Annotated in this window: 13 protein-coding genes and 1 pseudogene; 6 read left to right on the plus strand and 8 right to left on the minus strand. The window is 58.7% G+C overall.

The annotated features are described in order from the left end of the window. Positions 1 to 244: 244 nt before the first annotated feature. From IPP95_15160 to IPP95_15175, 4 genes are all read right to left on the minus strand, one after another. The gene (locus IPP95_15160; GenBank protein QQS72486.1) at positions 245 to 2,107 is read right to left on the minus strand and encodes a T9SS type A sorting domain-containing protein; all 1,863 of its coding nucleotides are present in this window, start codon (positions 2,105 to 2,107) and stop codon (positions 245 to 247) included. 281 nt (positions 2,108 to 2,388) lie between these two features. Next, the gene (locus tag IPP95_15165; GenBank protein ID QQS72487.1) at positions 2,389 to 5,016 is read right to left on the minus strand and encodes a hypothetical protein; all 2,628 of its coding nucleotides are present in this window, start codon (positions 5,014 to 5,016) and stop codon (positions 2,389 to 2,391) included. Between the two features lie 235 nt (positions 5,017 to 5,251). Next, entirely contained in the window at positions 5,252 to 6,481 is a 1,230-nt protein-coding gene (locus IPP95_15170) for a pyridoxal phosphate-dependent aminotransferase (GenBank protein ID QQS72488.1), read from the minus strand. 260 nt (positions 6,482 to 6,741) lie between these two features. Next, the gene (locus IPP95_15175; GenBank protein ID QQS72489.1) at positions 6,742 to 7,125 is read right to left on the minus strand and encodes a hypothetical protein; all 384 of its coding nucleotides are present in this window, start codon (positions 7,123 to 7,125) and stop codon (positions 6,742 to 6,744) included. 269 nt (positions 7,126 to 7,394) lie between these two features. Between IPP95_15175 and carB the strand changes: the two genes are divergently transcribed. Then, positions 7,395 to 10,205, plus strand: coding sequence for a carbamoyl-phosphate synthase large subunit (carB, locus tag IPP95_15180; protein ID QQS72490.1), 2,811 nt, complete (start codon positions 7,395 to 7,397; stop codon positions 10,203 to 10,205). 439 nt (positions 10,206 to 10,644) lie between these two features. Beyond that, positions 10,645 to 11,482 (plus strand): annotated as a pseudogene (locus IPP95_15185) (DNA cytosine methyltransferase). Positions 11,483 to 11,634: 152 nt separating this feature from the next. On the opposite strand, the gene IPP95_15190 reads toward IPP95_15185, so the two are convergent. Further along, on the minus strand, positions 11,635 to 12,027 hold the full coding sequence (locus IPP95_15190) for a helix-turn-helix transcriptional regulator (protein ID QQS72491.1): 393 nt from the start codon (positions 12,025 to 12,027) through the stop codon (positions 11,635 to 11,637). A gap of 1,212 nt (positions 12,028 to 13,239) precedes the next feature. Between IPP95_15190 and IPP95_15195 the strand changes: the two genes are divergently transcribed. Beyond that, positions 13,240 to 13,641 (plus strand): hypothetical protein, encoded by a 402-nt coding sequence (locus IPP95_15195; GenBank protein ID QQS72492.1) that lies wholly within the window; start codon positions 13,240 to 13,242, stop codon positions 13,639 to 13,641. Next, a complete protein-coding gene (locus IPP95_15200; GenBank protein QQS72493.1) occupies positions 13,616 to 14,392 on the plus strand; it encodes a hypothetical protein in 777 nt (258 codons plus the stop codon). Before IPP95_15195 ends, IPP95_15200 begins: the two co-directional genes overlap by 26 nt. A gap of 75 nt (positions 14,393 to 14,467) precedes the next feature. Here IPP95_15200 and IPP95_15205 read toward each other — a convergent pair whose 3' ends face one another. From IPP95_15205 to IPP95_15215, 3 genes are all read right to left on the minus strand, one after another. Next, positions 14,468 to 15,406, minus strand: a complete 939-nt coding sequence (locus IPP95_15205) for a toll/interleukin-1 receptor domain-containing protein (protein ID QQS72494.1) — start codon at positions 15,404 to 15,406, stop codon at positions 14,468 to 14,470. 644 nt (positions 15,407 to 16,050) lie between these two features. Next, complete coding sequence (locus IPP95_15210) at positions 16,051 to 17,523, minus strand: hypothetical protein (protein ID QQS72495.1); 1,473 nt, start codon at positions 17,521 to 17,523, stop codon at positions 16,051 to 16,053. A 333-nt stretch (positions 17,524 to 17,856) separates the two neighbouring features. After that, positions 17,857 to 18,213: a hypothetical protein gene (locus IPP95_15215; protein ID QQS72496.1), complete on the minus strand. Its 357-nt coding sequence runs from the start codon at positions 18,211 to 18,213 to the stop codon at positions 17,857 to 17,859. A gap of 505 nt (positions 18,214 to 18,718) precedes the next feature. Between IPP95_15215 and IPP95_15220 the strand changes: the two genes are divergently transcribed. Next, positions 18,719 to 19,366: a hypothetical protein gene (locus IPP95_15220; protein QQS72497.1), complete on the plus strand. Its 648-nt coding sequence runs from the start codon at positions 18,719 to 18,721 to the stop codon at positions 19,364 to 19,366. 14 nt (positions 19,367 to 19,380) lie between these two features. Further along, positions 19,381 to 19,797 (plus strand): hypothetical protein, encoded by a 417-nt coding sequence (locus tag IPP95_15225; protein QQS72498.1) that lies wholly within the window; start codon positions 19,381 to 19,383, stop codon positions 19,795 to 19,797. Positions 19,798 to 19,932: the final 135 nt, after the last annotated feature.

The following is a 19,932-nucleotide window of genomic DNA, read 5'->3' on the forward strand; positions in this document are numbered from 1 at the left end:
AGTTGCACATCATGAAATAGAAGGGCAGGGGAAATAGGGGGGCCAAGAGCATGCGGTATGGAAGTGAGCCCCGGCCGTGCCGCAGGTCTGTTCTTCCGCCCCGGATGGATCCGCTGGGGTATTTGGGTCATTGGCCCTGGATCGCGGTCCGGTCCGGGCGTTCCGGCGGCCATCCTTGCCCTTCCCCTGAATTTTCCGCACGGGCCCGTGCGGATATTCAGCTTATGGAGGCTTGGCGGCCCTTCTATTTTTTCAAGAAGCCACCACCTGTAACGACGCTTCCGTCAGCCAGGTCGATCCGGAGGTTGTACCAACCCGGTGCCAATTGGCCGATGGGTAACTGCGCGGTGCGTTGGCCGGACAGGTCGTCCGTGCTTACCGCTGCCACCGCCCGGCCCAAGGCGTCCAAGATCACCAGTTTCACCGGTTTGCCCATCGCTGGGGGGAAGACCACGTTCAGCACGTCGGATACCGGATTGGGATACAAGGTGGGCCGGTCCTCGCTGTTGGTGAGGGTGGCCACTACGGTCTGGGAGCGCACGCTGGCGCCGTCCATGTCCACCTGCTCCAAGCGGTAGTAGTTCACGCCGCGGAAGGGCGTTTCATCCACGAAGAGGTAGTCGTTCCGGAACTGGGCGTTCCCGGCGGCGGCCACTGTGCCGATCGAGGTGAAGGTCACATTGTCCGGGCTGCGCTCCACGGTGAAGTGATGGCTGTTGTGCTCGGTGGCGGTGGTCCAGGTGACGTCGATCACGGGGCTGCGGGCGTTTGCTTGAAGGTCGATAAGTTCCACGGGCAGGGTGGTGCAGTCCAGGGAAGCGCCGTTGGTGAGCTCCCAATCCAAGATGAAGGCCTGCCCCGTACTGGAAAAGTTGTCCACATAGAGCACATAGACCGAGTCGGCCATGACGTTCAGGGTCTGCACCCAGCCGTCACCATTCTGGTCCTCGGAAACATCCATGGCCCCGTTCCCCATGCCGGTGAGGTAGGTGGGGGTGAACAGCCCGTCCGCCCAGCTGCACCGCACCGGCGGGCCGGTGGGGCATTGCACGCTGGAGAAGGGGCCCCAGATGGCGAAGTCATAGTCTATGTTGCCGGAGGGGGTGATGGTAAAGCCCACGGTGCCGCTGGAGGAAGGCGAGAAGAAATACCATGACCCCTGACGTTCAAAGGAGGTCAGGCATCCCTGGTTGGAGGCATCGAGGTCCAGCACGCAACCAGTGGATACGCTGTTGTTGGTAATGCTGGCATTTCCGCAGATGGTGGCCCCGCCGACGCAGTCCTGCGCCAAAGCGGTGGTAGAAGGCGTGCAGTCCGCGGTCACGGAATAGGCCAGCCCGATGTTCGGTGGGGTATAGGACTGGAAGAGGCACTGCCCGTTCACGCTGAGATCCATGGAGTTCTCATCGTAGAATAGCGCCCCGCCATCGCTGTAGATCACTTGCACGATGTCGCCATCGGTCACCCCGAAATCCACATAGCCGGTGAATCCCGCATTGAGGGACCACAGGCCCAAGCTCACGCCGTTGACAATGATCTCCACATAGGCCTGACCAAAAATGTCCGCCCACCCGTCCCCGTAGCTATCGTTCAAGGTGAGCCTGAAGAGGCATGTAGGATTGAAGATGCAAAGGTTGCCGGTCATGTTGGTATTGCTGTTGTACCGCTGCACCCGCACATAGTAGTTGTTGCCCGGTATCGTGGGGATGGTCACCGTCTCGGCGCCGTTGCCAACGCCCACATCGGAGCAACCAAGCACCGCTCCCCCGCATGCGGCCAGGACATGGAGGATCGCATCCGCACCGCCCGTTGGGGTGTAGCGCACGGTGGTCAAGGTGGTGGTTGCTTGGAACCAACCGAAGGCATCCTTCCTGGCGGTAGCATTACACCCCCCGGGATTGTACACGGCCGTGTAGCCTGTGACCGTATTGAATGCTTGAGGCACGCAGGTGCTGTTCACCGGGTACTTGTTCGCGGCGAGCGTTCCGCAGGTGTTGCTGGAGGTCTGGGCCGTTGACGATGTAGTGATCAGCATCCCGGCCGCAACGCATAGCGCAAGGCCGAAGCGTGCCTGCTTTTCGAGGGGGGGGCCGGTGGAGGTGGCCATGTGTCTGTTGGATCCCGGTTATTTCGTATTGTGTTCCGAAGCGCTTTTTCGTGGGGGAATATTGGCCAATATTGAAAATTCCGTAAGTGAATGTCAATTGGTGCACAATGAGGTTTTGAACAAGCCTCCGGTACGAAGACGTTCCCAAACGGGACAAGTTGCCTTCGATATGCACTTTACACTCCAAGGTCTCCTCGGGAAGAGCAATGGAGTAAAGGATCCCGTCAACGGCCCAGGAAATGGGCCTTGACCGGAATTGCCAAGGACCGCCACCCGACGGCTTACTTCTTCAGGAATTGCCCACCAGTGAGCGTCCCTCCATCGGCCAGGTCGATGCGGAGGCTGTACCAACCCGGGGCCAACTGGTCAATGGGCACCGTCGTGGTGCGTTGGCCGGGCATGGCGTCCATGTTGACCGAGATCACCGTTCTGCCCAAGGCGTCCAAGACCACCAATTTCATGGACTTGTCCATCAGTGTTGCGAAGACCACGTTCAGTTCATCAGTAGCCGGGTTGGGGTAAATGGAGGGTCTGCCGTCGCCTTCGGAAAGCGAGGCCACCACGGTGTGGGAGCGCTTGGTGGTGCCGTCGAGGTCCACTTGCTCCAAGCGGTAGTAGTTCACGCCTCTGAACGGGCTTTCGTCCACAAAGAGGTAATCATTCCGGAACTGGGCGTTGCCAGCGGCGGCCACCGTGCCGATCGGAGTGAAGACCTCGTTGTCCGGGCTCCGTTCCACGGTGAAGTGCTGGCTGTTGTGTTCGGTGGCGGTGGCCCAGGTGACGTCGATCACGGGGTCGTTGGCGGTGGCCTCCAAGGCGATGAGTTCCACGGGGAGGGTGGTGCAGTCCAATGAGGTGTTCGTGAGTTGCCAACTGAGGTTGAATGCTTGCCCGGAGGTGGAGAAATTGTCTATGTAGAGGACGTATACCTCGTTGGCGAGTGCGGGAATGTCCCGCACCCAACCGGTCCCGGCCGCTCCTTCGGTGGTCAGCGTGGCCGTTGAGTTGAGGCCGGTGGTGTATGGTCCCGGGGCATCATAGCTACAGCGCAGGGGCGGCTCCGTGGGACATTGGGCATTAGCATAAGGTCCCCACACGGCGAAATCATAGTCGTCCGTGCCGTTGGCGGGTGCGATCGAGAAAGCGATGGTGCCGTCTGTCTGTGGCGAGAAGTAGTACCAAGTGCCTTGGCGCTCGCCGGAGGAGAGACAGCCTTGGTTGGATGCGTCGAGGTCCATCACATCGCCGGTGCTGGAGCTGTTGTTGACGATGGCTTGTGAGCTGCAGATGGTGATACCTCCGGCGCAGTCCTGCGGTTGTGCGGGCGGTGGGCCACAGGTGACCGTCTGGTAGAAGGTGATGCCCGCCGCCGGCGGGGTGGCCGAAGTGAAGTAGGGGTTCGATCCCAACTTGGCGATCGAATAGGAGTTCTGGTCCTGATTGGGCCCGGTGGCAACGACGTACTCGATCTCGATGAGGTTGCCGAGGTTTACTCCGATCAACACAATGTTGTCGGTGGCGGTGACGGTATAATTGGTCCAGGTGCCAGTGTTGATGCGGACACGAACCAAGGAAGTGCCCCAGCCGTTTCCCCCGCTGTCATGCATCCGCAGGACGTAGATACAATCCCCTGCGGGAGGTGTGGTGCAGATGACCTGCGCGGCCCAGCCGGCATATGTGACGGAACCGTCGGAGATGAATTGAGCCGTGAGGCAGCCGCTGGGGTTTGAGGCCATGAGGAGCGGGGGAAGCGTGTTGCCCGTGAAGGTTCCGAGCAAAGGGGCGGCGGTGTTGGTGCCGTCATAAATGCTGAGCCCGTCGATGAACTCCGTATTGAACACGCTGAAGACCAAGCTGACCATATCGCCGGGGTTGATCGGGCAAATGGTGACGGTGTAGTTGGTGTTGTTGGCATAGTTGCCGGAAGCTCCTCCGGGATCGTAGAACATGGCGCCGCAGACGGGCGGGGTCGGGGGGGTGAAGGTGGTGGCGCAGATGGAGAAGGATCCGGGGTTGTCATTCCCATATTCCCAAAAACGGACGTAGACGGTGCTCCCGACGGTGAGGCCGCTTGCCACGATCTCCGGCATCAGTCCGTTGGCGTCGTCGTTGCAACTGATCTGCGTGAAGGTGCCGTTGCAGGCGGTGGCGGTGTAGAGGGCCATGCCACCGTCGGTGATCACCCCGGCGGAGGTGGTGACGGTGACCGCGCCGGAGGCCGGCACGGTGATGGCGAACCAGACGTCGCCGCCGTTGTAGTTGGCGCAGGTAGGGGCGGGTACGCCCGTGGTTCCTGTTGCACCCGATGTGGTGGCGGTGGTGTTCACACAGGTGGCGTTCACCAGCAGAGTTGTGGCCTGGCACGGGTTATCGTTGGTGAGCGGTGGCGGCGGTGGGCCCAAGCTGAAGGTGCCGGGGCAGGGGCTGTCCGGGCTTGGCCAGGTATCGAACCAGATGTAGTAGGTGGTGCCGGCGGTCAGCGTCACGGCGAAACTGACCGTACTGCCTGCGGTGCCATCGCCGTAAAGACAGTTGTTCAAGGTGGGGCAGCCGATGTAGACCATGGCGGAATTCCAGGTCTGCCCTTCGAGTGTAAGCTGATAGACGCCCGTGATGGTGGGGGTGAAGCTGTAGAGGGCCTCGTTCCCGTCCTTGTAGAAATCAAGGTCCCCCGTCCCGCAGATGGCGCCGGGCACAGTGGTGGAGTTGAGGTCATCGGTCGTTCCGCACGTGACCGCCTGGCCCACGATGGGCAGGGATGCGGGGTTGATCACGATGGCATTGGCACAGGTAGTGGCCCATGCCGGGGAGGCGTTGCACAGCAGCAGGACGAACAAACCGGCAGCCGACTGAGAGGTACGGTGAAGTGTCTTGCGAAGCAAGAGGGAGGTCAGGTAATTATTCGCCATACAACGGGCCTCGGGTTATTCGGGAAAGCACACCTGGGAGTATCTGTGGCGGTGTGGGCATCCACTCGAAAAGGACCATGAGCCAAGAACAAGACGCGGGTCTTCCCCAAAGGTTGCTGAAAATGCCGCATAAAGACAAGTTTGCGCGGATTTTTACTAACAAATGGGGTGCTAAAGCCTTGACGTGTCCCACCGAACGCCACCCGAGGACCTGGTGCTAGCCGCAAGCGAAAGATCAATGCCTACCGGCCTCCTGCCGTTCTTTCATGGACACCGTGCGCGGGTACTTTTCCAAGGCCACACGCAGGCATTCCACCGCCAACTGGAGTTTTTCCTTTTCCAGCACATAAGCCAAGCGTACTTGACGTTTGCCCAGCTCCGGCTCGGCATAGAAGCCGGAGGCCGGGGCCATCATCAAGGTATGGCCGTTGTGCTCGAATTCTTCCAGCAGCCATTGGCAGAAGACGTCGGCATCATCCACGGGCAGGTCTGCCACGCAATAGAAGGCGCCGCTGGGCATGGGGCATACCACTTCGGGGATGGTGTTGAGGCCGTCCACTAAAATGTTGCGGCGTTCGCGGTATTCCGCGTTCACCTCGGCGAAGTAGCTCTGAGGTGTCTTCAGCGCGGCCTCGGAAGCCACCTGGCCCAAGGTGGGCGGGCTGAGGCGGGCCTGGGCGAACTTCATGGCCGTCCCCATCAACTCTTCGTTGCGGCTGACGAAGGCGCCCACGCGCGCACCGCACATGCTGTAGCGCTTGCTCACGCTGTCGATCAGCACCACGTTGTTGCTGATCCCCTCGAGGTTCATCGCGCTGATGTGCTTGGTACCGTCGTAGCAGAACTCGCGGTACACCTCATCGGCGAAGAGGAAGATGTCGTGCTTGAGGACCACTTTGCGGAGGCGCTCCAACTCGTCCGCGGTGTACACACGGCCGGTGGGGTTGCCGGGGTTGCAAATGAGGATGCCCTTGGTGCGCGGGGTGATATGAGCCTCGAAAATACCTTCCGGCGGCAGCTCGAAGCCGTTCTCGATGGAGCTGCGCAAAGGCACCACGGTGACGCCCGCCTCGATGGCAAAGGCATTGTAGTTGGCATAGAAGGGTTCGGGGATGATCAGCTCGTCGCCGGGGTCGAAGCAGGCCATCATGGCGAAGAGGAGCGCCTCGGAACCGCCGGTGGTCACGATGATCTGGTCCTTGGTGACGGCGATGTTGTGCGCCGCGTAGTACTCCGCCAAACCTTGGCGATAGCTCTCGAAACCGGCGCTGTGGCTGTATTCCAGCACGGGCATGTCCAGTTTGTGGATCGCGTCCAATGCCACTTGGGGGCTGTGGATGTCGGGCTGGCCGATGTTGAGGTGAAGGACCTCGACGCCGCGTTTCTTGGCGGCTTCGGCAAAGGGGACCAACTTGCGGATGGGGGAGGACGGCATGATGCGCCCTTTGTGCGAGATGCGTGGCATGAGGTGTTGAAAATGGACGGCGAAGTTCGGGGAAAAGCCGGAGGTGGTGTTGTGTTTTTAACCGCAAAGCACGCAGAGAGCGCAAAGGAATGCGGGTTGGCCGGAGGTTGTCGTGAGGATTTACCGCAACGGACGCAACGGGGCGCAACGGAATGCGACAGGTTTGGGGCTGCGACGCCTGAAAACGGACAACTGACAACTATCCATAAAACAAGGGCCGCCCCGGATCGGAACAGCCCTTGGAGATCGGGTGTAAAAACCTAGTCTTCGGACTTGTCCTTTTTATCCTTTTTGTCCGCCTTGTGCGCCGCTTTCTTTTCAGCGCGAAGGCTGAGCATTTTGCTGTATTGCTCCGGGGTGAGGGCGGCTTTGAACTCGTTGTCGCGGTTGGCCTTCACCACGTCACCACGCTTCTCACGGGCAGCATTGTCGGGCATGGTGTTGACGTTCTTGATGCTATTGGCATAGGTGAGGTTGATGGCGGCCACCTTTTCCTGCTGTGCGGCGTCGAGACCGAGGTCTTTCACCATTTGTTCGGTGCGGCGTTCGGCCTTTTCGGCGGCTGTCTTTTGAGTATGGTCGCCTTCTTGGGCGAAGGCACCGAGGCCGATTGTTAGGGCGAGTGACAGGAAGATGGCTTTCATGTTCGTTGGTTGGGGATGAGGACGGCGAAAGGTATGTCGTGGCCGCTTATGGGAGGAGACGCAAGATACGGGCCGGAGGTTTGCCGAGGGCTGTCGGATTAAACTGCGAGCCTCAAGCCGCAAGCTCCACGCTTGAAGCCTTCGACGCACAGCTTGCGGCTTGTGGCTTGCGGCTCAACACACTTCTCCACGATCCGCCCACCTTTTCCACGATCCAAGTACGGCACGGAAGCCATGGGATACCTTCGCGGCCCGGATACCCTCCGGACATGCCAAAAGACAATTCCATCAAGTCGGTCCTGCTTATCGGCAGTGGACCCATCGTTATCGGCCAAGCTTGCGAATTCGATTATTCCGGCAGCCAAGCCGCCCGCTCGCTTCGCAACGAAGGCATCGAGGTCACGCTGATCAACAGCAACCCCGCCACCATCATGACCGATCCGGTCACGGCGGACAATGTGTACCTGTTGCCGCTCACCACCGCGAGCATCGAGCAGATCCTGAAGCAGCACAAGATCGACGCGGTGCTGCCCACCATGGGCGGCCAGACCGCGCTGAACCTCGCCATCGAATGCGAGAAGCTCGGCATCTGGAAGGAGCACGGCGTGCGCATGATCGGCGTGGACACCGAGGCCATCGACGTCACCGAGGACCGCGAACGCTTCCGCGTGCTGATGGAAAAGATCGGTGTGCCCATGGCGCCGAGCAAAACGGTGGCCAGCTTCCTCGAAGGGAAAAAGGTGGCGCAAGAGTTCGGCTTCCCGCTGGTGATCCGCGCCAGCTACACGCTCGGTGGCGCCGGTGCGGCCTTCGTGAAAGATCCCGCCGAATTCGACAAGCTGCTGAAGAACGGCCTGCAGATCAGCCCCATCCACGAGGTGATGATCGACAAGGCTCTCCTCGGCTGGAAGGAGTACGAGCTGGAGCTGCTGCGCGACAAGGACGACAACGTGGTGATCATCTGCAGCATCGAGAACTTCGATCCGATGGGCATCCACACGGGCGACAGCATCACCGTGGCGCCCGCGATGACGTTGAGCGACCGCACCTACCAGAAGATGCGCACAACGGCCATCAAGATGATGCGCTCCATCGGCGACTTCGCCGGCGGCTGCAACGTGCAGTTCGCGGTGAGCCCCGACGAGAAGGAGGAGATCTACGCCATCGAGATCAATCCGCGCGTGAGCCGCAGCAGCGCGCTCGCCAGCAAGGCCACCGGCTATCCCATCGCCAAGATCGCCAGCAAGCTCGCCATCGGCTACCGCCTGGATGAACTGGAGAACCCGATCACCGGCACCAGCGCCTTCTTCGAGCCCACGCTCGACTACGTGATCGTGAAAGTGCCGCGCTGGAACTTCGACAAGTTCGAAGGCAGCGACCGCAGGCTCGGCGTGCAGATGAAGAGCGTCGGCGAGACGATGGGCATTGGCCGCAGCTTTCAGGAAGCCTTGCAGAAAGCCTGTCAGAGCTTGGAGATCAAACGCAACGGCCTCGGTGCCGACGGCAAGGAGACCACCGATGTCGCCGTGCTGTTGGACAGCCTGAGCAACCCCAGCTGGAGCCGCCTCTTCCACGTGTACGACAGCATCAAAGCGGGCATCCCGTTCAAGACCATCCACGAGCGCACGCGCATCGACATCTGGTTCCTGAAGCAGATCGAGGACATGATCCTCACCGAAAAGGAAGTGGAGAAATACACGCTGGAAACCATTCCGCGCGACCTGCTTTTCGAAGCGAAGCAGAAAGGCTACGCGGATCGGCAAGTGGCGCACCTGCTCAATTGCTTAGAAAGCCAAGTGTACAAAAAGCGGAACGAACTCGGCATCAAACGCGTGTACAAATTGGTGGACACCTGCGCCGGTGAATTCCCCGCGAAGACGCCCTACTACTACAGCACCTTCGAGGAGGAGAACGAAAGCGTGCGCAGCGACAAGAAGAAGATCGTGGTCTTAGGCAGCGGCCCCAACCGCATCGGGCAGGGCATCGAGTTCGACTACTGCTGCGTACACGGCGTGCTGGCGGCGAAGGAGATGGGTTACGAGACCATCATGATCAACTGCAACCCGGAGACCGTGAGCACGGACTTCGACACCGCCGACAAGCTCTACTTCGAGCCGGTGTTCTGGGAGCACATCTACGACATCATCCTCCACGAAAAGCCCGAGGGCGTCATCGTGCAGCTCGGCGGGCAGACCGCGCTGAAGCTCGCCGAGAAGCTGGAGAAATACGGCATCAAGATCATCGGCACCAGCTTCGCCGCGCTGGACATGGCCGAGGACCGCGAGCGCTTCAGCAGCCTCCTGCGCGACCTCGGCATTCCGTATCCCGCGTTCGGCGCGGTGAACAACGCGGAAGAGGCCATCGCGCTCAGCCGCACCCTCGGCTTCCCGCTGCTGGTGCGGCCCAGCTACGTGCTCGGCGGCCAGAAGATGAAGATCGTCATCAACGAGCAGGAGCTGGAGGAACAGGTGCTGGACATCCTCCGCCTGATGCCCGACAACCGCATCCTCATTGACCACTTCCTCGACGGCGCCATCGAAGCGGAATCGGATTCCATCTGCGACGGCGAGATGGTGCGCATCATCGGCATGATGGAGCACATCGAGCCCGCCGGCATCCACAGCGGCGACAGCAACGCCGTGCTCCCGCCCTTCGACCTGCCCGACAAGGTGATCCAGCAGATGCGCGACCACACGCACAAGATCGCCCTCGCGCTGAAGACCGTCGGCCTGGTGAACATCCAGTTCGCCATCAAGGACGAAGTGGTCTACGTGATCGAGGCCAACCCGCGCGCCAGCCGCACCGTGCCCTTCATCGCCAAGGCCTACGGCGAGCCCTACGTGAACTGGGCCACCAAGGTGATGCTCGGCGCCAAGCTCAAGGACTTCGCCTTCAAGCCGCAGCTCGATGGTTACGCGATCAAAGTGCCCGTCTTCAGCTTCGACAAATTCCCCAATGTGGACAAGAGCCTCGGGCCTGAAATGAAGAGCACCGGCGAGGCGATCTACTTCATCAAGGACCTGAAGGATCCGTTCTTTAGACAGGTGTATGGGGAGCGGAGTATGTACTTGAGCAAGTAGGAATGTCCTCTAATACTGGACACGTAGTTCTTCTTCATGCTGAACATGGAGGTCTGCGCTTCACGATTGAAACCGAAGGTGCTGAGGTCGGTGGTTACTTTCTATGGGTGAAACGTGAGGATGGAAGCGATCTCGATGAGCAATTTGAAGACTCCGTCGACCGATGCCAAGTGCTTGCGTTGAAGAGCATGGCCGCCCCGGAGTTGGAGTCCTTCAGGCGCACTTCTTGCTCAATGCAGCGCCGTCGGCTTTCCACTCTAGTCCTCGGCGGATTACCGGCCTGGGCTGTCCGCTGCAATCCTCACGCAGAGCTTCATCCCTTGAGAAAGCAATCTTGAAAACAATATAGGCAGTCAAAACGGATTATTGGAAGAGCTCATGTTGAGCGTCTGAGAAATGACGCAATTTCTGTCAAACCGGTTCACACTTACTTGAACTCATGCGCTCCTTAGAACTCTTTGCCGGTGGTGGTGGCCTTGGCTTGGGCTTGCATAAAGCAGGCTTTCATGCCCGTGCTGTTGTTGAATGGGACAAGTGGTCTTGCGATACGATCCGCAACAACAAGGCCTTGGGTTTCCCTTTGGTACAAGGTTGGAAAGTCGTTCAAGGCGAAAGCAGGTAGACTTCGATCCGTCGGCGAAGTGGAACTGGTGTCCGGTGGTCCGCCTTGCCAGCCCTTTTCATTGGGCGGAAAGCACCGGGCTTACGAGGACTCGAGGGACATGTTCCCGACAGCGGTGAAGGCCGTCCGGGAATTGCAACCGATGGCTTTCATCTTCGAGAATGTAAAGGCATTACGCGAGCCGTTCGCAAATTATCAGTCCATCGGCCTTCAGATGATGCTCCCATTCTCGATAGAAAACGTGGAGAAGGTTATCGCGAGGCGAACGTTCACTCCGGATAAGTACAACCCGGTCACCACAGAGAATGCACAAGTGGAAGGAAACCACATGAAGGCAATGATCAATAATGAATTTGCATACAAGATATTGGAATTCTTCTCGGATGCATTTGCCTTTCCGGGCGAGGAACAATACATGCTTTCGACCTATTATGCGGAACGTGTCCTTAACAAGGTACTCGGGTTTAGGACCACTACTATGGATGGAGGCGGCCCCATTGAGGGAATCTTTTCAATGCCATCGCGTCGAGCTATGATTCGCAACGTGATATTACAGCCGCACGTTGTGGATGCCAAGCTCAGGCTACGCAACGCATTTCACTATCTGACCAAGTTCGACAAGGAAGACACCTATGCCATTCTTCCTTCCCATTGAGAGTTATGCCCCGGTCCGGGATGGTGTTATCCAATGGAGGAAACCTTACCCTTAACTCTTTATAAACCACCGCAAGGTGTCCTCCTCACCACCGCAGCGGTTTCTCGTAGCCCCCCGCTGCCGCGAGTTTGCAACTCGAGGCCTTCTCCCTCTCACCGCTTCCTCAACTCCTCCCGCAGGAACTTGATCTCCTCCTTCAGCGCATCGATCTGCTCGCGGTACAACCGCTCCATATGTTCAATGTCGTTGATCACGGAGTTATGTGCGAAGGCTTGTGCGAAACCATATCGCTGATGCTCTCCGTTGTTCTGGAAGATGAGGGTCTCATCGAACCGCATGAGGTCGTCCAGTGAAATGCCCAGCACCTCGGAGATCTTCACCAGCTTGTCGCTGCTCAGCTTCACCTCGTCCCGCTCGATGCGGCTATAGCCCGAAACGCTCATGCCGAGTTCTTCGGCCAAGTGCTCCTGCGTAAGGTTCTTCAACTCGCGCAGTTTGCGGATACGATGGCCTATGCGTGAAGGAGGAGCCAGCTGATCGGACATGCGTGGGAATGTTTCCCACCAAAGGTAGATTCTCTCCTCCATTGGAGGAAGGCCAGCCGGAGATGGTGGGGTTGTTTTGCCGCCGTACTCACAAACACTCAGCGAGCCGTGAAGCATCTCTTCCCCATGACGCTTGCCGTCCTCCCTTTCTTGGCCTTGGCATGTAAGAAGGACGACAATACAACGCCAACTGGACCGAATGGTGGTGGGGGGACGCCACCGACACCAACAGAAATAGGGACACCTATCCTACTGACGCCACCCAACGGGTCAACAGGTGTGTGGCCTCCCATTATCTTCAGTTGGAACGCTGCATCCAATGCCAGCCGATATGAATTGAGAGCTTGGTATAATCTGTCCACTGGCGGTACCGGGTCGCTGGGCGCGAGCTACGGATGCGGGAGCGGAACCTCGTATACCTATACGGCCAAACTCGGCAGTGGCTTCCATGGTAGAACGATCTACTGGTACGTCCGAGGCAAGAGCAGCGACTGCAATACGGTCGGCCCATGGAGTGAGGTCCGAAGCTTCGTTTTGCAATAAGCTCAACCCTTTCACAGAGTTTCCAGAGGCACGAGCTTGTCCGCCAAGCGTACCCTGGTTTTGCCGCGCGATTGTCGGCACCCTGTGAGCGAGCGCCGCCGCGAAGTGATCGGATACGAAGTAGATAAGGATGAGGGTCGGCACACACTTCCGGGGATGCATCGCAGCACTGCTGGGCTTCGCGCTCCTTGCTTCTTCCTGTGCCGTACACCTGAGCGTGGAGAAGCGGCGGTACCGGCCGGGTTACCACATGGAGTTCGCCAAGGGCAAGGAAGAAACCCGTGCCGATCGAGCCTGCCAAGATCGAGGCTGTGGCAGAGGCACATGATACGGCCATTTCCGGTCAGTGGACCAGTTCGAGCCGGTCGCGGAAGCTTCGGCCGGTCCGGGAGCCGCGCTTGCACCGGCTGTGCAACCGGACAGGTTGCGGCCCACGCCCATCATGACCGATCCCGGACGAACAGGTGTGGCACCACAAGACATTGTGGAACGATCCCCTGTGGAGGAAGTGAAGGCCGCGAAGGTGATGGAGCAGCGGGAGAGCCGTGCCATGAGCAACGATGGCAGTGATGGGAGGAAAGTTGGCCATGCGTGTGTTCGGAATCGTGCTGTCGGTCGTCGGCTTTCTCGTGTTCTTGTTCGTGAGTTGGCTGATCGGGTTGATCCTGTTTGCTGCTGGGGATCGGCTTGTTGATCGGGGGTGCCAGCGGTTCCTCGCAAGAGCAGGGCCGGGAACCCCGCAGCCCTGCGCAAGAGTGGCAGGACGTGGTATACCTGAAGAACGGTTCGGTTATCCGGGGTATGGTCATCGAGCAGGTGCCCAACGTGTCCCTGAAGATCGGGACCGCCGACGGCAGTGTGTTCGTCTACGCGATGGACCAAGTCGAGAAGATGCACCAAGGAACAACGTTGATACATCGCCCGATGCGCTCCATTTTCCAACGCCTTTTCACCATTCTCGTACTCCTCGTGCTCCATTCTTCGGCACACGCACAGGCTACGGTCGACGTCGTTTACCTGAAGAACGGTTCCGGTCATCCGGGGCATGATCATCGAGCAGGTGCCCAATGAGAGTTTGAAGATCCAAACAAGGGACGGCAGTGTGTTCGTCTATGCGATAAGCGAAGTAGAGAAGATTACCAAAGAGGAGGACCGGGCAACTCCGGAAGCACGTGGCGTACAACGATCGGCCCAGCCCTCTGAATATGTGCGTTCAGGGTTCGTGAACACGACCTCCTTAGGGATCGGATTGGGTGTAGGTAACTATAGCGGTACCGTTCAGAGTACGTTGGGAACGTCCAACCTTGGAGGTAAGAACGCCTCTAATAACTACGTTCGTCTGGAAACAGTGAATGGACTATGGATGGCCGATGGTGTTATTTCCCTTGGTCTTGGAGTTGGGCTGGAGTACTACATGAAGTCAACCAGTACATACTCGGATGTTATCTCATCATCACATGGTCAGATTCCGATATTTATTGATATACGGGCAATTCCAATCCAAGGAAAACTGTCACCATCCTTTATCATCCAAGCTGGATATTCCATTGGTGTGATGCCTGCAAAATTTGAAATGCCTTCATATTATGGAATTATGAATGATCGAATCTTCATGAACGGACTTGAATTCGCTGGTGGTGTGGGCCTTCATACTGAAGTGTCAAGTAGTGTTGCATTCAATGTTTCAGTCATGTACGACTATCAGCAGTTGTTGTACGAAATACAATGGTTTGACCCCTACTATGGATACGGCAGTACAGTCCAGCAGAACTACGATGCCCGGTTCGGTGCTTTGCGTATCAGCTTAGGATTGGCGTTCTAAGCCCCCTCAGCTACGCGTAGCGTGCCGTCCCTCTGAGCGTTGCCTGTGGCTACGCGGAGTCAAGGTCCGCATGGGTTATGAAAAACCGGGAGAGCCGTTCGTCTGGATTTTGTAGTCGAACTCGATCTGCCCTTCTCCAGTGTCTCGGTCTTCAGCCTGTACACTGATGATCTTGATCGCTGCATAGAAGCCGTTCACATTCTGCGCTGTGGCGATTTGTCCGTTGTGAAGAGTTCTGGCTCGCGACGAATAGTTGTAGCGACGAGCATCGACGACCTCCTCGAACTCGTGAGCACGGGTCGCGATAGCGATACCTCGAATGTTCGGGCTGTCGCTGTAGAAGTGGATTGCGCCTTGACCTGCCGTTGAGAACGTCAGCGTAAAGAGCATATCCCCCAGACCGATCGAATACCGACCGTTATTGTTCGTGTAGTCGAATGTCACACGACCTGTGTAGGAGGGGTTGTGGTACTGCTCGTTCGCTGGCAACAGTTGCACATTAGAGAACGCCTTGATGTTCTCGTAAGGGTTCGGTCCAATCGGTGGAATCGGTACAACGGGAACACCAAGAACGTTCCGAAGCAGCTCGTCATACTTGCTCTCATACAAGCGGTCATCCCTCATGTCCAGATACTTCCTCCCATCAAGGAAGGTCGGGACTGGCTGTTCCAGATCGTTCGCTCGTATGATAGGGATTACAAGGTCCGTGTTTTGATCACGGACCAATGACGCCGTGAGGACTTGCTTTTCGTAGCCTGCTCCACCCGTTCCACCATTCGCCTTCTCGACGTACCTTTTCGAGCAGATACAGATCACGCGGTGCGAAGTGGTCAACCCCTTTTCCATGAAGGTTGCGAGGTCGCTCCCCAAGGTGAGATTGAACTGATCCAACAGCGCGTCTACCCCATTTGACCGAAGACGTGTCGAAAGCTGGAGGACCCAGTTTCTGTGTGCATCGTCATCATGTGAATAGGAGATGAAGACTATCGGTGGGGTGATAGTAGAACCTGACATTGGGGACGAAGTTATTCGGTCCTCCAATATGTGCGAGTTTTGAACTCGACCACAGCCGGGTCCCCTCGCGTTCCCGAGGCATAGACCACCGCAGGGTGTCCTCACCACCGTACTTAAGCCACCGCAGGGTGTCCATCCCAACCTCCACCGGCCTGCCGCTTCGGCGACCCTGCGTCTCGGAGCTGGGATATCGACCTGTACACAGGCCCTTTGCCAATAATTATCTCGTTGCTCTAGGGGAGGGTCTTAGCGTGGGCAGATCCCAAAGCCCAATATCCATCCCGGGTTGGTCACAGTGCCTCTTGAACTTGGCGACAAGTTCGTCCGCGTCGTTGCGCCCTATGCGGATACTGCGGCAGCAGTGCAAGCTACAGTTTGCGTATTCCGTAGCGGGGTATCCAATGTGGCTGCGGTCGTCTTCGTCGATCTCAGCAGCAAGTATGCCTAGTCCCCCAATGACCACGCCCTCATCTTCGTTTCTCTTCGCTCCATTGCTGATCCAAAGCTCATACTAAACCACCGCTGGGTGTCCTGCCAAACCTTCGCAACGGTCTAGGCTTGTCCCGTCGATAAGGATTTTCTTCCTAGTCAAGTGTAGATCACTGAAGAGAAGCGAACAGGGCCGGACCGTGGGTGAGCCGGGATCATTCCCGTACCATCCTACCGATCACTGCTCCCGAACCGGTGTCCTGCAGCCAGTAGCTTCCCGGCACCAAAGGGCCTGCATCGATCATGTGCGGTGCGGTGCCTCGCAATACGGTGGACAGCACCACGCGGCCCAAGGCATCACGCACCACCACGTGTTGCCCGGTGCCGTCCAGATCCAAGTATACAAGTCCGTTGGTAGGCACGGGCCATAGCACGACGGGCTGGTGCGTTGGCGCATCCACGAGGCCGGTGGTCAAGTCGGCCTCCACACAGATGGTGAACTCGCCGGCATCTGCTCCACCGGCGTTCCACACACGAAGGAGGTGATCGGTGCCCAGGGCGAGACCCGGCAGTGTGAGCGCTCCCGCGACATCCATGGTGCAGCTGATCTCCGTGCCCGCACAGGCTGTGTATAGCGCCATGTTCAGTGGTTGTCCAGCCGTTGCGGCGAGCAATACCTGATGGCCTACGGCCTGCCCGCTGTTGAACCTGAACCAGACATCAACGATAGGCGCGAAGGGGTTGCAGCTCGGATTGGCCAGCGGTTGCACGAATGCGCAAACATTCGTTGCCGTGGTGGGGGTGCAGGTGCCGAGCGGTTGGAGGGTCAGCAACACAGCATCCGCGCATTGGTCGCCCTCGGCCAAGGGGCTGCAGGCCGGAGCACAGGACATGGACAGGGTGAATTCACCTTCCGCCACGTTGTAGCCATGCACAAGTACCAGGTAGTCCGTGCCGATCAAAGTGGGGAACACCACGCGTGATCGGGTGCCGCAGCCGGGGGCGTCGTCATTGCCTGTCACACAGATCGGCGCACTGCACGATCCGGTGAACACGCTGATCTTCGAATCATAGGCCGTTCCATTGCAGGTGCTCAAGGTCACCTCCTCGCCCGTGCCGGAGAAGGCGTACCACAGGCCCTTGCTGGTGATGTTCGCCGGACCGCAGGCGGGTCCTGCCGTGAACAGCCCCATGGCCGTGCTCGCCGTGATGGTATACCCGCACGAGATCGGCAAGGCCCCGGCGCAGATGGCGTTCGGCGGCATAGGACCCAACGTGGTGAAGGCAATGGGCCCCGTGACGTAACTGCTATCGGTGGCACATTGCTCGTAGAGGTACAGGGCGTAGTCCGTCTCTTCGGTGAGTCCGCTGATCGTTACCGGTGGGCCATCGACCCCGTTCTGGCCGGTGACCGTGGTGCCCGTGCCCGGCGTGAAACCGACAGGTCCATACTCGATCGCGAACTGGGCGGTCGGGTTAGCGGTGGTCCATTGCACCACCGCCTGCGTCCCGGTGGTGGTGATGCCCAGGTCGGTCGGTGCCGGGCAAGTGGTGCAATGCACGCCCAGACTGAACGCCCCGCTGGCCGACCCCACGCCGTGGACCTGGAAGAAGTATGTTTCCCCGGGCTGGGCATCGAATTGCACCGTGGAGCACGTGCCCACGCCGGGCGTATCGTTGTTGCCCACCACACAGGGAGCGTGCCACAGGATCGCGGTACACGCTCAACTGGGTATCGTACGCAGGGTCGGGGCAGGTGGTGGCCACCACATTGCCCACCAGGTCGGTGGCCACATACCACACGGCGGGCGCGGTAAGGGAGGTCTGGCAGGGGATGTTGTCGTCCGGTGTCGCACCTGCCGTGGAGCCTTCCAAGGTCTCGCCGCAACTGATGGGAAGTGCTCCGTAACACTCGTCGTTCGGGATCTCCTGGCAATCGACCGAGAGCGTGAAGGTCCCGGTGGCACCATTGTACCCTTGCACCAGCACCAGGTATTCACCGCCGTCCCAAGTGGCGAAGGTCAGCTGCGATCCAAAACCGCAACCTCCTCCATCGTCATTCCCGCCAATGCACTGCAATCCATCGCAGGTGCCTTCATACACGTTGATCTGGTATCGAAACTGAACTGTGTGCAGGTGGAAACGGTGATGGATCCGCTCACACCCTGCACGGTGTACCAGACCCCCGGTGCGCTGATGGCCGTTACGCAGTACGGGGTGACATCCGTTGTTGCGGCCAGCGTAGTACCGGTCACGCTCGTTCCGCAGGCCACGGGTTGCGGGTCCGCGCAAGCGTCATTGGCCGGCGCTTGTGCGGTGGCTTGGAGAACGGCCATCGTGAATACTGCGGGCAGGAGTTGGCGTGGTAACCGGGACATGGGTCGAAGGTTTGGGAACAGCACAAGGAAATGCAGGGAGGATCTCCGGTTCCTGATGATCGTCAGCTTGGCTGACCGACGTGGTGCGTGCTGGAGCATGTCGGGCCATTGCAGGGTGCCTTTCCGAACCTCCGCCGCACTACTGCTCAGCCCTTGCGGCGGAAACCGCTGTGGTCAGCACGGGGTTCACTTCGAACTGGATAAGGTCCCTCCATTTGGCTATCCAAGAACCTCTCCGACGTGTTGAAGGAGGGTGCGGCAGGATCTTATTAATGTGACCATTCGGTGCATACGGATCAACGATCGAGTTGTTCATCAGCCGGTCAGGTGGCGAGGTGCCGGATGCTTGTTGCGCAGTTTTTGCGTAACACCAAAAACTGCTTTTCCATGCGATCGATCGTTTTCCTCTTTTTCACGATGCTTATTGCAAGTTCGCTGGCAGCCCAGACACCGGAATGGGGATATGGATATCTATACCCGGGCGGGGTCCTGGAGGTGCTATGCGATGGCGACGAATGACAACGACCGCTTTGTGTTGGTCGGTGGTGGCAACAGCGGTGTCGATCTCGACGTGGCGGGGAGCGGAACAGTGGCTGCAGGCCAGAATTTCATCGCGGTGTACGATGCGGATGCCACGCTCCTTTGGCAAGTACCGATGGCCACGCCGGGTGGCGCATTCGTGAACGCGGCGATGATGGACGCCGATGGCAACGTGTACGTGAGCGGGCATTTCTCGGGGACTGTTGACTTCGATCCGGGTACCGGTAACAGCGCTACCACTGCACAAAGCTTCGATTTTTATGTACAGAAGTTGCACGCGGACGGATCGCTTCGCATGGGTGGCCCACGGGGGTACGGAAAACGGTGCGCGGGAGCTGGCGATGGGTCCCAATGGTCAGTGTATGCTGCCGGGTGGAACGAGGTGGCGGCGAACGTGACCTTGGGAAACGGGTCTGCGGTGGCTCTGCCGCGTGGCGCGTTCCTGACGGATATCGATGCGGAAGGCTCCTTGCTGAACGTGATCTCGTTCAGTGTGCCGGCCACCGATGAATATGTCCAGGTGCGTGGCCTCACCGTGGATGGCGGCGGAAACATCTACCTGTGCGGCACCTTCGATGGGAGCATGGACATGGATCCGGACCGGGCGCTGTAGTCGCTACTGCAGTGATGGGCTACGACGGCTTCATCGTGAAGCTGGACGCCGGCCTGGTCCATCAGTGGTATAGCCGCATGGGTGATACGAACATGGGGCAGCCGGGCGGCTGGGACGCCATCCAGGAAGTGGTGGTGGACGCGAACGGTGATGTATACGCAGGTGGCTATTTCACATGGACCACCGACTTTGATCCGGATCATGCGCCTGGCACCTTCACCTTGCAAGCCGACGACAATAGTCAAGGACAGGACGGGTTCATCATCCGGTATTCAAGCGCAGGAGCGGTACAATCGGTCACGCACATCGGCGAGACCGACAACGGTGTGGATGGCGTATGCCAGATCGGTCGCATGAGGCTACGGAACGGCGTACTGGTGGTGGGTGGTTTCATCACCTATTTCAGCGATGTGGAGCCAGGTCGGGTGTGACCTTGTTGGGAAGTAGTGGACCCGATGAAGGGATCTGGTACGGCACTTACACCCTAGGAGGTCAATTACTCCAGTGCGTTCGCGCTCAACGATGTACCAGGCGGTATCGAACAGATGACCGATGCAGGTTTGTTA

The sequence above is a fragment of the Flavobacteriales bacterium genome (assembly GCA_016700415.1).
Classification (GTDB): domain Bacteria; phylum Bacteroidota; class Bacteroidia; order Flavobacteriales_F; family PHOS-HE28; genus PHOS-HE28.